This window comes from Cryobacterium zhongshanensis, from assembly GCF_022760445.1.
GTDB lineage: Bacteria > Actinomycetota > Actinomycetes > Actinomycetales > Microbacteriaceae > Cryobacterium > Cryobacterium algoricola.
The window spans coordinates 1,868,024-1,879,944 of record NZ_JALGAR010000001.1 but is presented as its reverse complement, the minus strand read 5'-3'; the positions used below and the strand labels follow the sequence as shown (position 1 = coordinate 1,879,944).

The window sequence follows — 11,921 nt, the reverse complement described above, 5'->3', positions numbered from 1 at the left end:
GTGAACACCACGGGCACCCTCCGGGTCCGGGCTACGAAGGTGGGCGCGGACACCGCACTGGCCCAGATCGTCGCGCTTGTGCAGGAGGCGCAGAATTCCAAGGCTCCCGGGCAGCGATTGGCCGACCGGGCGGCGTTCTGGCTGGTACTGGTGGCGCTGATCGGCGGAATCGTGACCCTGGCAGTGTGGCTGCTGGCGGGCGCAACCGTGCCGGCGGCGATGCTGTTCGCGATCACCGTTGTCGTCGTCACGTGCCCGGATGCGCTCGGGCTGGCGACCCCGACGGCGATCATGGTCGGGACGGGACTGGGCGCCAAGCGCGGCGTCTTGTTCAAGACCGCGACGGCGCTCGAAACGGCCGCACGGATCGACACCGTCGTGATGGACAAGACCGGCACCCTCACCCAGGGCACGCCGGAAGTCACTGACTTCGTCGCAATCGGCATGGACGAAGACGAGCTGCTCGGACTCGTTGCCGCTGTGGAGCGCGAGTCGGAACATCCGCTTGCCGCTGCGGTGGTCAGCTTCGCCGCTGGTCGGGGTGTGACCGTAGGCGACGCCGTCGACTTCGACAACGTACCCGGGCACGGGGCCGGCGCCACCGTGAGTGGGCACCGCGTGCTGGTCGGCAACCGCAAATTAATGCTCGCCCAAGGCGTCGATATCCAACCGGCGACCGCGCAGCGTGAGGCCCTGGCGTCGACCGGGCGCACCGCGGTCCTGCTGGCCGTGGACGGTAAAGTGGCCGGAGTCGTGGCTTTGGCAGATGCTGTGCGCCCGACTGCGGCGGCAGCCGTCGCGGCCATGCATGACGCGGGAATCCAGGTCGTCATGCTTACCGGAGACAACGAAGCCACCGCCGCACGCATCGCCTCCCAGCTCGGGATCGATACCGTGATCGCGGAGGTCCTACCCGAAGATAAGTCCGCGAAGATCACGGAGCTCCAGGTTGCAGGCAAGAGGGTGGCCATGGTCGGCGACGGTGTCAATGACGCCCCGGCGCTGGCACGGGCCGATCTGGGGATCGCCATCGGGGCAGGCACCGACGTCGCCATCGAGACGGCGGACGTCGTGCTGATGCGGTCAGATCCGTTGGACGTCCCGGTCGCGCTGCGCATCGGAAAGGGAACCGTTCGGAAGATGCGGCAGAACCTCGGCTGGGCGATCGGGTACAACGCCATCGCCCTGCCGATCGCGGCTGGCGTTTTCTTCCCCGCCTTCGGAATCCGGCTCAGCCCCGAGATCGCGGCGCTCTCGATGTCCGGCTCCAGTGTGATCGTCGCCGTCAACGCGCTGATGCTGAAGCGCCTTCGCCTGCCACGAGACATCGAGGTCACACGCGACTGACCGGAGTCAGAGCGGTCGGGCCGTTCCTGGCAGCCGAATGGTGATCGTCGTCCCCGTTCCCGGCACGGATGTCGCATCGACGGTGCCACCGTGTCCGGTGACGAGTTCGCGGACCAGGGCGAGGCCGATACCCGACCCGGACACGTGTGCCGAGTCCCGACCGCGCCAGAGCCGGTCGAAGATGCGCGGGAGCTCGTCGGCGGCGATGCCGGGGCCGGTATCGCCGACAGCCAGTACCGCCCGGCCGTCGTCGATCGCCACGGCTACGGTCACGCAATCGCCCGGCCGGCAGTACCGGGCGGTGTTGGCAAGAAGGTTGCCGACGGCCTGGTGCAACCGGTCGGCGTCTGCACGCACCCAGGCCGAACCGGACGGCTCCGGGGTGACAGTGAGGCCGGCAGCCCGCAGCCGCGGCTCCCATTCGGCCAGAGCGTCGCGGGCGACATGGGCGAGGTCGACGGTGGCCAGGTGCAGTGAGAGTCCTGCCGTCTCGACGGCCGACAGTTCGGCCAGGTCCGCGACGATGCGTCCCAGCCGAAGCGACTGGTCATGCAGCCCCGCGAGGCTTTCGGGTGTCGGCTCCACGAGGCCGTCGCGCAGTTCTTCGAGCCCGGCCTGCAGGGCCGCGAGCGGAGTGCGCAACTCATGGGCCACATCCGCGGTGAGAGTGCGCCGATCACGATCGGAGCGGACGACCGCGTCGGCCATGCCATTGAACGCGGAGGCCAGCTCGCCGAGCTCACCCGGAGCCGGCCCGGTGGCCCGAGCCTGCCGGTCACCGGTCGTGAACGACCGGGCGGCATCCGTCATGGCCCGGATCGGGCGCACGAGCAGTCGAGTGACAAACCAGCTCGCGCCGAGCGCGATCACGAGGGCGACGACGGCGGCGACGGCGATCCATGACCAGGTGACGTCGAACACGGTAGTCCCGGCCATCATGCCGAACGTCATCCGAACCGTGCCGACCTGGGCGCCGTCGACCATGACCGGTGCCGAGGCCACGGTCTGGCCCATCGCCGACCCCATCCCCATGCCCTGCCCGTCGGCGCTGCCGCCCATCATTCCACCGCTCGACTGGATCGGCGTACCCGTCATGTCCACCACCGTAAGACCGGCGGATGCGGCATCACCGATTGCGCGGGTGCGGCCGAGGTCCGCTGTCGCCCAGTCTCCGGCCGATAGATAAGCATCGGCGGCTGCTGCGGCCGCGGAGTCCGCGATCTGCTGGCGGTCGGCCTGCTGCGTGACGTGCACGCCCCGATCCACGCCGACCAGGGCGGCGACGCTGAGTACGAGCACCGACGACACGGCCACGAGCGCGAACGCGAGCAGGAGCCGGCGTCCCAGCGAGCCGAGGCTCAGGATCCTCATGAGAGGTCGTCCTGACGGAGCGAAAGACGATAGCCGACACCGAGGACCGTCTCGATGATGTCGGCACCGCCCGGCCCGAGCTTGTGGCGAAGATTCTTGATATGGGAATCAATAGTGCGCTCGTACCCGGCGTATTCGTAGCCGCGCACGCGGTTCACCAGCTCATACCGCGAGTAGACCCGCCCAGGAGCGGTCGATACCGCCGCGAGGAGTCCCCATTCGGTGGGAGTCAGGTCGAGCGCGGCGCCGTCGAGCCACGCCTGGTGGGCACTGTCATCGATGCGCAACCGGTGACCGCCGTAGCTTGCCGGCCCCGTCGTGGTCGACGAACCGCCATACCGGTGCAACACGGCCTGCACGCGCAGCACGACTTCGTGCGGGCTGAACGGCTTCGTCACGTAGTCGTCCGCGCCGAGCTCCAGCCCCTGGATGCGGTCCTCCGTCGTGCTGCGCGCCGTGAGCACGATCACCGGGAGGGACCCGAGAGCGTGGATTTCCCGGAGGATGTCGGTTCCGTCGATATCGGGAAGGCCCAGATCGAGGAGCACCAGCTCGCACGCGGACAGGAGGCGCAGTGCCTCCGCACCGGACATGGCCGTGAGCACCGCGAATCCGGCTCGTTCGAGGTAACGGCGGAGGATGTCGCGGATGTCATGCTCGTCCTCGACGACCAGCACGGTGGGCATACCTCACCCTAACGCGCGGCATTCGGGCGAAGGCTCCGTCTCCGCAAACCTCCACACCATCTCCACACGCACGCCAGTTGATCTGCACACCGGACGCGCAGAGTGGGGAACATCAACCCACTCGTTGGAGGAGAAACATCATGAGCAGGAACACACTCATCGCCACAGCGATTGCCGGCGCGGTCGCAACGATCGTCGGTCTCACCGGGATGTCCGTCGGTGCCGTGAGCGCCATGAACGGGGGAACGCCGGATTTTGGTACGGCGGGCGGATCATCCTGCACAACACCGCAGCTTGCTGGCACCGTCGTGAACGTATCGCTGCGGAACATGGGCGGTTCCATGATGGGCGGCAACAACGGGATGATGGGCGGCAACAACGGGAACGGAATCATGCCCCGCGGGGCCATGAATCTGAGCCTCGACCGGTCCAGCGTCAGTTCAGGAACCGTCTCCTTCCTCGCCATCAACGACGGCAGCATCAGCCACGAGCTCGTCATACTTCCGCTCGCGGCTTCGCAAGTCGCGGGCAGCCGGTCGATCTCCGGCGAGTACAGAGTCGACGAAACCGCCAGCCTTGGCGAGGCCTCGGCCACCTGCAACGCCGGTGAAGGTGCCGGTATCGCACCGGGCAGCGCCGGCTGGGTGACCCTCGACCTCGCACCGGGACGCTACGAAGTCGTCTGCAACTTGCCGGGCCACTACGCCGCCGGGATGTACCGGGAACTCATCGTGACCTGACGGCGACGGGTCCAGAAGGATCCCAAGCAATTCCCAAGCAATCGAAACCAACCAAACGAAGGAGACAAAATGATGTGGGGCAACGGAATGAACATGGCGTGGGGTTGGCCGTTTGGAATCCTGGTCATCGCTGGCATAGTTCTACTGATCATTTGGGCAGTCCGATCTACCGGCGCCTCGACACAGCGCAACGACCAGCAGGTGGCACAATTGCCCCGTGCAGGAGTCGTGCAGCCGAGCAAGGCTCGTCAGATTCTGGACGAGCGCTTCGCCGCCGGCGATGTGACCGCAGAACAATATCGGGCCCAACTGAAGGTGCTCGGCATACCGTCGGGCGGAGTTGACGACGGAATGAGTACGGAGCACTAGACAAGATCACGCCAAGCTCCTCGGCGGTCATCCAGACGGCTGCATATTGTCGCGCCGCCGAGCGGTCTACGCCAGCGCACTGGCCGACTGCGACGATCCTGACGCTGGGGGATCCGAGGCCCCGACCTACTGTGAAAGCGTTGTTGACGACTTGATGCGCTCACGTTTATTCACCGTTTATCGACTCCAGATCGGCCCAGACCAATCGAGACCTGGCGATAAAATGAAACCCAGCAAGAACAAGAAACCCTGATCGAAACGACATCAATCTATATTGCTCCAGTCGATCGCGAACGCGAGTATCACTCCGACCGGATCCGTCGGTCCCGGGTTCAAGTCCCGGCCGCCCTACTGTTAGTGGTGGTCAGGGCTAAATTTGACTCGCCACGTTTCTCTCGGTTCGATCCAGCTACCTACGCAGCTACCTAGCTGTATTTTGCACAGTGATTCGGCACCTGAAACGGCGGAAATACCCTTTGGGTCAGAGACCTTGCCTCGGGTCCTAAGTGTCGCCGTTCTATCGAGCTAGGTGGCTCAGTCGCTGTTCGATAAGAGGTAAATAAGCGGCATCCTTTTCGAATCCGATCGATCTCACTCCAGCTCGAGCGCAAGCCTCAAGGGTTGTTCCTGTACCGGCGAACGAGTCTATTCGACCGTCCCAAGGCTATGAGCGGCCACCTTCGGGGGATCTCCGCAGCGGGGAATCCGATCCTTGAGGCGCATTCTCGTCTCAATTCGGTCATCGATGAGCCGATCTATACGCCGGTAATGAAGGTTGACATGATCGCACAGCTCATCGTCCTCGAGATGGTGAACTCTGATGAGGGCCCGTAGGCAATTCTCCGCCGGATCCGCGGTCCGTTCGTCAGGCGGAGCAAGGATGCAAATAAGAACTCTGTGATCGAGGTTGTCGCTTCGGGCCGCGAAGACTGGATCGGCTGGGTGGACCTTAAGAAAGAACGCGTCAATGAGCTCGCGACTGAACACACGGCCCGTGTGATCAGGGACGTCGGCGCGGACGTGCTTGGCGTCATCGAAGCTGAAAGTCGGGTGGCCCTCAAGCACTTCACGGACGCCGGCATTCTCAACGAAGGGAGCAGCCCCTCTATCCCCACATCATGGTGATCGACGGCAACGATGACCGGGGGATCGACGTTGGACTCATGACCCAGCTTGGCTTCCCCATCGTTGAGATCCGTTCGCACGTCGATGATCTGAACGAAAAGGGTAATCCTGTCTTCAGTCGCGACTGTGCCGAGTACACCGCAGAGTTGCCGGCTGGCCAGCATCTCGTCGTGCTTGTGAACCACTTCACAAGCACGGGCTATGGCAAACAGAGCGTCAGCAATGCGACCCGCAAGGCGCAAGCCACCCGAGCAGCGGAGATCTACCAGAATGTCCGCGAGCGGGGTAACGAATGGATCGTGCTTGTCGGAGACCTCAATGACACACCAGACAGCGATCCGTTGGCACCGCTCCTGGACGGCACCGACCTCATGGACATCTCTGCGCACCCCCTTTTTACCTCAGATCCGAAGCGTCCGGGCACATACAGCAATGGCACGAAGAGCGGAGAGATTGACTATGTCCTGCTCTCGCCTGCCTTGTTTCAACGAGTGACGGGCGGTGGCATTTTTCGGAAGGGTGCGTGGGGCGGCGTCAACGGAGACCTATTCGAGCACTACGCCACAATGAAGAACGCTGCGCAGGCGGGTTCCGACCACGCCGCTATTTACGCGGATGTCAACCTCGACTAGGTGATCAATGACGCGTCGGACCCAGCTGCCGCCGGACAGCGCGGATATCAGTCGCTGATGGGTTGCTTACTGAAGGACCAGGTAGTCGACCACCGTTCTAGGTTCACCTGACGGCCTGCGCCGAGCGGAGTAGACGCCCCATGGGACCTGGTCAACGACTCGATGACCAATTGCACGTCCGCGCATTCAGTGTCGACGTTGTCGAGGTTCGGCTGAATGCGTCATAGAGGACGATCGCTGGGTAGTGTGTCGTGAACCTATTGACTGGTCACATCGAGCATCGCGGCTGAGCTGGTCGTGCATCCCTTCGGCACGGCAGTCCAGACCGGTACCAGAGCATCTTTGGAAGAGTGGCTCGTGCTCGGACCTGCTTGCACCCTTGCTTGGGGGTGCCGAACTCCTGCAGACGCTGGCATATTCTCACTAGGCTGAACGCGAGACTGGGGGAGTCGATGGCAGATCTGCAGGTGAGCGTCGCATTGCTGGAAGGTTTGACGACGTCAATGTCGCGGGCCGCCGATGTGATGCGGGCCGACCCGAGGTTTGGATCCGGGGATGCCGTGTTGCAATCCGCCGTCGTTTCGGATGCGCTTGCCGGTGGTTCGGCCCAGTACTCGGCGCGTGGTCAGCTTCTAGCCGATGTCTCCTCGGACGTCGCGTTGTTCCCGTCGACGGCAGCGCATGCATTACAGGCTGCGGATGCGCGCATCGCGTCGGGCACGGTCTTCTGAATGGTGTGGACGCGGGAACGACCCGGCGCTGGAGAGCCATGGGGCATCCGTCATGAGGCGAGCATCCGTGAACGACGGGCGGATGACCTCCGAACCGTTCAGAGCATGCTGGCTTCCGTTCTGGCTGACGCGGGGAGTGCGGATTGGACGGCGCAGTCGCGGGACGCGTTCGTCGAGACGGTCAATGGTCTGGTTCCGGGACTGTCGCTGCTCATTCAAGGCCTGGATGAGCAAGCGACTGCTCTCCGCCGGTACAGCGCCGACGTCGAACAGGTCCAAGACGAGCAGCGGTCGTTGGAGTATCGACGAGGCGAGGCTCACTCCCGGTATTGGGCCTTTCAGAGGCAGCTCCAGGCGCTGCCGATGGACGATCCTGTGTTCACGGTAGACGCCTCCATCCCTGTCGAGCGTGCGCGCTTGGGTGCCCACATGGACTCTGAACGGTCGATTCTCACCAACCTTGATGCCCAGTGGGATGAGTTGGTCGCGCGCCGCCGTGCCGCGGACTCGTTCTGCGCCCAACAGTTGGGTTCCGTCGCGGCTTTGGGTCGCCTGTCGGCCGTGACGGCTGCCGTCGGCCGAGGTGCCTCGACCACGGAGATACTGGTCAGACTCGCTGGTCTGAGTGCCGAGGACATGCAGGTGTTCCTCCGGACCCACCCGGACCTGATGCGCGGCTTCCAAGACACGGAGCCCGCGCCTTCTGTGGTCAAGGAATGGTGGGACGAGCTTGATGCCGGCCAACAGGCTGCGCTCCTTGTCGGCGCGCCCGCCATCATCGGTGCGCTCGACGGCGTGCCGTGGCCGGCACGGTTCACCGCGAACAAGACCAACATTGCCCAAGCGCGGAAGGACCAGGCGGCCACCATCGCGAGTCTGCGCGAACAGATCGCCGCGGTTCCGCAAGGCAAGTCGTTTGCTCCGAAAAAGTCCGAGCTGCAGAATGCTCTGGCTGCGGCGCTTGCCCGGGACCTGACGTATCAGAAGATGGCCGGCGATGATCATCAGGTTCTGCTCTTCGACCCCGCCGGGAACGGGCGCTATGCGGAAGTCCACGGCGTCCTGTCTGCGAAAACCGCGAACATCGCAGTTATCGTCAATGGAACGACACTGAACATGGACACTGTCTTGGAATACGACCGGCGCGCACGGTCATTCTTCGATGCTGCGGAGTACGACAAGGCGGGGACCTTGGTGACGATTACCTGGATGGGTACGGACTTCCCCGGCTGGGGAACGTATTTTCATCCGGACATAGACCAGTTCGCGATTGACGGCGGGCCACGGTTGGCAAGGTTTGTTTCCGGGATCGATGCACAATCCCCAGCACCCATTGGAGTGATCGGACACAGCGCGGGTGGCGCCATTGTCGGAAGCGCTGAAGTCACCGGAATGCCGGCTGAATACGTCATGCACGTCGAGAGCGCTGGTGCCGGGCCGGGAGTGAGTTCCATCGAAGACTATGCCAATCCTGGAACGGAACGATTCTCGATGACTGCCCCTGAAGATCCGATTCAGGGCGTCCAATTCGTCCAAGCGCTCGGTGCTGATCCGGACGGGCTGGTCGGGATCTGGCATTTAGACTCGGGGTATCGATACTCGGGGATCGTGAGGCTGGATGAACACGAGGACGTATTTAGGGAAAGAGCAATGGGGTGGAAGTCCATGTTCGCAGTCATTACGGCTGCAGAAGGAGCGCGCTGATGGCCATTGGCACAGCCCGCCGTCGCCTAGGGGTGCGCGGATTTGCGGTGGTTGTCGGCGGGGTGATCTTAGTTTCTGCCCTCTCAGGCTGCGCAGTGTCGGGTGGGCGAGCTAGCCGCACATTGCTCGAGGGAGCCGTGCAGACTCAGCAGGAAGTGAAATCTCTTCTCTCAAACATCCCAGCGGAGTGGTTGCAAGGCGACGCAACTGACGTCCCAATGAACGACTATTCCTATTGCGGGAGCGTTATTGATACCGGGCCGTCGGGAAGTGCGGCGTGGTCGTATGGTCTCGGGCACAACCTAGCCAAGCCGATGTCCAACGCTGAGGTCTTGAAATTACTGGCGCCGTCGGGCGACCAGTGGGTCCTCCGCCCCGAGCAGTCGGTCGCAGGCATCGAGAAAGACCCAAGCATCGTTGACCTCGACTATGACGGGCCTGATATGACGGTCCATATTCGTCTCAACGCTGAAAATGAAACGATGCCCAGAATTGCTGTGGACGCCACCACGTGGTGTATCCCCAACGGTGACACCGGTCCTGAGACATTCGAGGCGCCTACGTCGGTCCCGGGGCCCTCTGCAGCGCCCTGACGCTGCCACCCGCCGGTGTTGCCGACGATACCGAGCACCTGTAAATGCCAACCTCCAGACCTCAGCGTGTTCCGGCTGCCCTTGCGGGCGCGCCCGCCATCATCGGTGCGCTCGACGGCGTGCCGTGGCCGGCACGGTTCACCGCGAACAAGACCAACATTGCCCAAGCGCGGAAGGACCAGGCGGCCACCATCGCGAGTCTGCGCGAACAGATCGCCGCGGTTCCGCAAGGCAAGTCGTTTGCTCCCCAAAGGGTGGATCTCCAAAACGCTCTCGCTGCTGCGCTCAAACGGGAGTTGACCTATCAGGTGATGGCCGGGGACGATCATCAGGTGCTGCTGTTCGATCCGGCCGGGAACGGGCGCTATGCAGAAGTCCACGGCACACTGTCTGCGAAAACCGAGAACATCCGTGTGATTGTGAACGGAACCACACTGAACATGGACAGCGTCCTCAAATATGATCTTCGCGCCAAGTCGTTCTACGACCTTTCAGAGAAGAGCGATCCGGATGGCTTAGTGACGATCACCTGGATGGGTACGGACTTCCCTGGTTGGGAAACGTATGCCCAACCCGACCTGGACCGGTTTGCGATTGAAGGTGGTCCACGACTGGCAAGGTTTGTCGCTGGAATTGACGAGCTTTCTCCCGCGCCCATTGGAGTGGTCGGACATAGCGCGGGCGGGGCAATCGTCGGAAGTGCAGAAGTCACCGGAATGCCGGCTGCATATGTCATGCACGTCGAGAGTGCTGGTGCCGGTCCGGGGGTGCAGACAATCGCGGACTATGCCCATCCCGAGACAGAACGTTTCGCAATTACTGCCCCAGGTGATCCGATACAGAAGGTCCAAGCGTTAAAGGTCCTCGGTGCCGACCCAGACGGGCTAGCCGGTATCAAGCCCTTAGAATCGGGTTATCCAGACACGGGATTCGTGAATTTCGGCGAACACGATGGCATATTCAGCGAAAATTCAACGGGGTGGTTTGCCATGTTCAACGTCATCACGGATGCACAAGGAACGCGGTGATGGCCATTTCGAAGAACACGAGGCGCTCCGGGGTCCGTACTTCGGTCGTTGTGGTCATCGGAGTGCTGTCACTTGTTGGGCTCTTTGGCTGTTCGCTTCCGAGCGGCGCCGCCAACCGGACACTGCGGGACGGGGCCGTGCAGACTCAGCAGGAAGTGACGTCTCTTCTCGCGAACCTCCCTTTGGCGTGGCTGAAAAGTGACGCCACGGACGTCCCGACCAACGACTACTCGTATTGCGAGAGCGTCATTGATACCGGTCCCTCGGGAAGCGCGGCGTGGACGTATGGTCTCGGGTTCGATCTGGTCGAACCGATGTCCAATGCAGAACTTCTGAAACTCCTGACCCCGTCAGGCGACCAGTGGGTACTGCGCCCCGAGCAGTCGATCGCTGGCAGTACGAAGAAGCCCAGCATCGAGAAGTCCCGCACAATGTACCTGATCTACGACGCGCCCGATATGACGATCGTTGTCTTCCTCAATGCTGAAAGCAGCACAAGGCCCAGAGTCGCCGTGAGTGCCAGCACATCGTGCATCCGCAACGGTGACACCGGTCCGGGAACATTCCCGGCGCCTACACCGACGTCGGTCCCGGTGCCCTCCGCAGCACCCTGACGCCGCCACCGCTTGCGTTGCCGTCGATACCGAGCACCTGTATATACGAGCCTCCAGGACTCGGTGGGCTCCGGCTGCTCTGGCTGATGCAGGGTCGCTGACGACAGACGAGACCGCGGAATGTGTCGCCCTCTACCTGCTCGGACGTCAGTCAGCGTTGGCCAGTGGCGGCCGGCGACGTGTGCCGGATGACGGAAAGGTACTCATCGCCTGAGCGCCTCCAACTGAACTTCCCCGGACAGCCCAATCTCTTGCATGAGTGCCGGGGCCGCGAGGAAGAGTGTGACTTCGGTGAGCTCGAAGATGTCACCACTCGTCTGCGGATCCGCGCCGTTGTGAGCTAGGCCGTTACGGGCGTCAACTACTCTCTTCGCCCACACCTCGGCGTCGCCGACTAGTAGTTCTACGGCGAGTTGATTTGGGAATGAGGCCAGTTCAATCAGCCGCTCCCTGAAGCTCGTTTCGTTCTTGATTCGTGCACGGACCCACGCGCGCTGCTGAGCGTCAGGGATGCGGTCGACAATTGCGCGGAGTGCTTTGAATCTTTCTTTGTTCCATCGAGGCGTGGTGCCAAACAGGCTCGTCTGCAGCGATTCTGCCACCACCATCGCCGCCAGGAGCCTAGTCTCCGTGAAACCTGCGCGTGTCAACGTCACGACCGCGGTGCTCCCGAATGGCTGGGAAACCCGCACCGTTCAGCTGGCACCAGACGGTCCCAACGGCGCACTGGCCCGATGCCTCGATCCACACGACCTGTGTGCCGCGAAGCTGGTTCGCGGTGACGAAAAGGACCTGGAGTTTGTGGATGCGCTCGTCGAAGCCGGGCTCATCGATCCCGTCTCCCTCGTGCGGATCTGCACGAAGCTCCCGGTTGCCGATACCCGACGCAACATTACGATCCAGCGCGCACAGGCCTTCCTCCGTGGATAGTCCGTCATCGACCGCAGATCCAGGAAGCAAGGAGCCGGCCAATTCGCCACC

Annotated in this window: 16 protein-coding genes; 12 read left to right on the top strand and 4 right to left on the bottom strand. The window is 62.9% G+C overall.

Annotated elements, in window-relative coordinates; all coding sequences use genetic code 11:
• Positions 1–1,347: heavy metal translocating P-type ATPase (locus tag MQH31_RS08590; protein WP_243011637.1), on the top strand; the 1,347-nt coding region annotated here is incomplete at its 5' end.
• Between the two features lie 6 nt (positions 1,348–1,353).
• Here the strand turns inward: MQH31_RS08590 and MQH31_RS08585 are convergent.
• Together MQH31_RS08585 and MQH31_RS08580 are read right to left on the bottom strand one after the other, a co-directional pair.
• Complete coding sequence (locus tag MQH31_RS08585) at positions 1,354–2,718, bottom strand: HAMP domain-containing sensor histidine kinase (protein WP_243011636.1); 1,365 nt, start codon at positions 2,716–2,718, stop codon at positions 1,354–1,356.
• Positions 2,715–3,404, bottom strand: coding sequence for a response regulator transcription factor (locus tag MQH31_RS08580; RefSeq protein ID WP_243011635.1), 690 nt, complete (start codon positions 3,402–3,404; stop codon positions 2,715–2,717). The genes MQH31_RS08585 and MQH31_RS08580 overlap by 4 nt, the downstream gene beginning before the upstream one ends.
• Positions 3,405–3,544: 140 nt before the next feature.
• Here MQH31_RS08580 and MQH31_RS08575 point away from each other — a divergent pair, with 140 nt between their 5' ends.
• Positions 3,545–4,144 (top strand): sulfocyanin-like copper-binding protein, encoded by a 600-nt coding sequence (locus MQH31_RS08575; protein WP_243011634.1) that lies wholly within the window; start codon positions 3,545–3,547, stop codon positions 4,142–4,144.
• A 69-nt stretch (positions 4,145–4,213) separates the two neighbouring features.
• Positions 4,214–4,513 (top strand): SHOCT domain-containing protein, encoded by a 300-nt coding sequence (locus tag MQH31_RS08570; protein ID WP_243011633.1) that lies wholly within the window; start codon positions 4,214–4,216, stop codon positions 4,511–4,513.
• A 517-nt stretch (positions 4,514–5,030) separates the two neighbouring features.
• Here MQH31_RS08570 and MQH31_RS20990 read toward each other — a convergent pair.
• Entirely contained in the window at positions 5,031–5,162 is a 132-nt protein-coding gene (locus MQH31_RS20990; protein ID WP_372488132.1) for a DNA methyltransferase, read from the bottom strand.
• 17 nt (positions 5,163–5,179) lie between these two features.
• Here MQH31_RS20990 and MQH31_RS08565 point away from each other — a divergent pair, with 17 nt between their 5' ends.
• The 8 genes from MQH31_RS08565 (at position 5,180) to MQH31_RS08530 (ending at position 10,940) form a co-directional block, all read left to right on the top strand.
• Positions 5,180–5,347 carry a hypothetical protein gene (locus MQH31_RS08565; RefSeq protein WP_243011632.1) on the top strand — a complete coding sequence of 56 codons (168 nt, stop codon included), beginning with the start codon at positions 5,180–5,182 and terminating at the stop codon, positions 5,345–5,347.
• 63 nt (positions 5,348–5,410) lie between these two features.
• Positions 5,411–5,638, top strand: a complete 228-nt coding sequence (locus tag MQH31_RS08560; RefSeq protein ID WP_243011631.1) for a hypothetical protein — start codon at positions 5,411–5,413, stop codon at positions 5,636–5,638.
• Positions 5,632–6,270, top strand: a complete 639-nt coding sequence (locus tag MQH31_RS08555) for an endonuclease/exonuclease/phosphatase family protein (protein WP_243011630.1) — start codon at positions 5,632–5,634, stop codon at positions 6,268–6,270. Before MQH31_RS08560 ends, MQH31_RS08555 begins: the two co-directional genes overlap by 7 nt.
• 452 nt (positions 6,271–6,722) lie before the next feature.
• A complete protein-coding gene (locus MQH31_RS08550) occupies positions 6,723–7,001 on the top strand; it encodes a hypothetical protein (RefSeq protein WP_243011629.1) in 279 nt (92 codons plus the stop codon).
• A 105-nt stretch (positions 7,002–7,106) separates the two neighbouring features.
• Entirely contained in the window at positions 7,107–8,705 is a 1,599-nt protein-coding gene (locus MQH31_RS08545) for a hypothetical protein (RefSeq protein WP_243011628.1), read from the top strand.
• A complete protein-coding gene (locus MQH31_RS08540) occupies positions 8,705–9,298 on the top strand; it encodes a hypothetical protein (protein WP_243011627.1) in 594 nt (197 codons plus the stop codon). The genes MQH31_RS08545 and MQH31_RS08540 overlap by 1 nt, the downstream gene beginning before the upstream one ends.
• A gap of 44 nt (positions 9,299–9,342) precedes the next feature.
• Entirely contained in the window at positions 9,343–10,326 is a 984-nt protein-coding gene (locus tag MQH31_RS08535; RefSeq protein ID WP_243011626.1) for an alpha/beta hydrolase, read from the top strand.
• Positions 10,326–10,940, top strand: a complete 615-nt coding sequence (locus tag MQH31_RS08530; RefSeq protein WP_243011625.1) for a hypothetical protein — start codon at positions 10,326–10,328, stop codon at positions 10,938–10,940. Before MQH31_RS08535 ends, MQH31_RS08530 begins: the two co-directional genes overlap by 1 nt.
• Before the next feature lie 203 nt (positions 10,941–11,143).
• On the opposite strand, the gene MQH31_RS08525 is transcribed toward MQH31_RS08530, so the two are convergent.
• Complete coding sequence (locus MQH31_RS08525) at positions 11,144–11,548, bottom strand: HEPN domain-containing protein (RefSeq protein ID WP_243011624.1); 405 nt, start codon at positions 11,546–11,548, stop codon at positions 11,144–11,146.
• A gap of 22 nt (positions 11,549–11,570) precedes the next feature.
• Between MQH31_RS08525 and MQH31_RS08520 the strand changes: the two genes are divergently transcribed.
• Positions 11,571–11,870 carry a hypothetical protein gene (locus MQH31_RS08520; RefSeq protein WP_243011623.1) on the top strand — a complete coding sequence of 100 codons (300 nt, stop codon included), beginning with the start codon at positions 11,571–11,573 and terminating at the stop codon, positions 11,868–11,870.
• Positions 11,871–11,921 lie beyond the last annotated feature (51 nt).

Excerpts from the sequence above, each read along its gene's own strand:
- MQH31_RS08535 (WP_243011626.1), top strand. The coding sequence starts at position 9,343 with ATGCCAACCTCCAGACCTCAGCGTGTTCCGGCTGCCCTTGCGGGCGCG.
- MQH31_RS08550 (WP_243011629.1), top strand. The coding sequence starts at position 6,723 with ATGGCAGATCTGCAGGTGAGCGTCGCATTGCTGGAAGGTTTGACGACG.
- MQH31_RS08545 (WP_243011628.1), top strand. The coding sequence starts at position 7,107 with ATGCTGGCTTCCGTTCTGGCTGACGCGGGGAGTGCGGATTGGACGGCG.
- MQH31_RS08555 (WP_243011630.1), top strand. The coding sequence starts at position 5,632 with ATGGTGATCGACGGCAACGATGACCGGGGGATCGACGTTGGACTCATG.
- MQH31_RS08525 (WP_243011624.1), bottom strand. The coding sequence starts at position 11,548 with ATGGTGGTGGCAGAATCGCTGCAGACGAGCCTGTTTGGCACCACGCCT.
- MQH31_RS08540 (WP_243011627.1), top strand. The coding sequence starts at position 8,705 with ATGGCCATTGGCACAGCCCGCCGTCGCCTAGGGGTGCGCGGATTTGCG.
- MQH31_RS08530 (WP_243011625.1), top strand. The coding sequence starts at position 10,326 with ATGGCCATTTCGAAGAACACGAGGCGCTCCGGGGTCCGTACTTCGGTC.
- MQH31_RS08570 (WP_243011633.1), top strand. The coding sequence starts at position 4,214 with ATGATGTGGGGCAACGGAATGAACATGGCGTGGGGTTGGCCGTTTGGA.
- MQH31_RS08580 (WP_243011635.1), bottom strand. The coding sequence starts at position 3,404 with ATGCCCACCGTGCTGGTCGTCGAGGACGAGCATGACATCCGCGACATC.
- MQH31_RS08575 (WP_243011634.1), top strand. The coding sequence starts at position 3,545 with ATGAGCAGGAACACACTCATCGCCACAGCGATTGCCGGCGCGGTCGCA.
- MQH31_RS08565 (WP_243011632.1), top strand. The coding sequence starts at position 5,180 with ATGAGCGGCCACCTTCGGGGGATCTCCGCAGCGGGGAATCCGATCCTT.
- MQH31_RS08585 (WP_243011636.1), bottom strand. The coding sequence starts at position 2,718 with ATGAGGATCCTGAGCCTCGGCTCGCTGGGACGCCGGCTCCTGCTCGCG.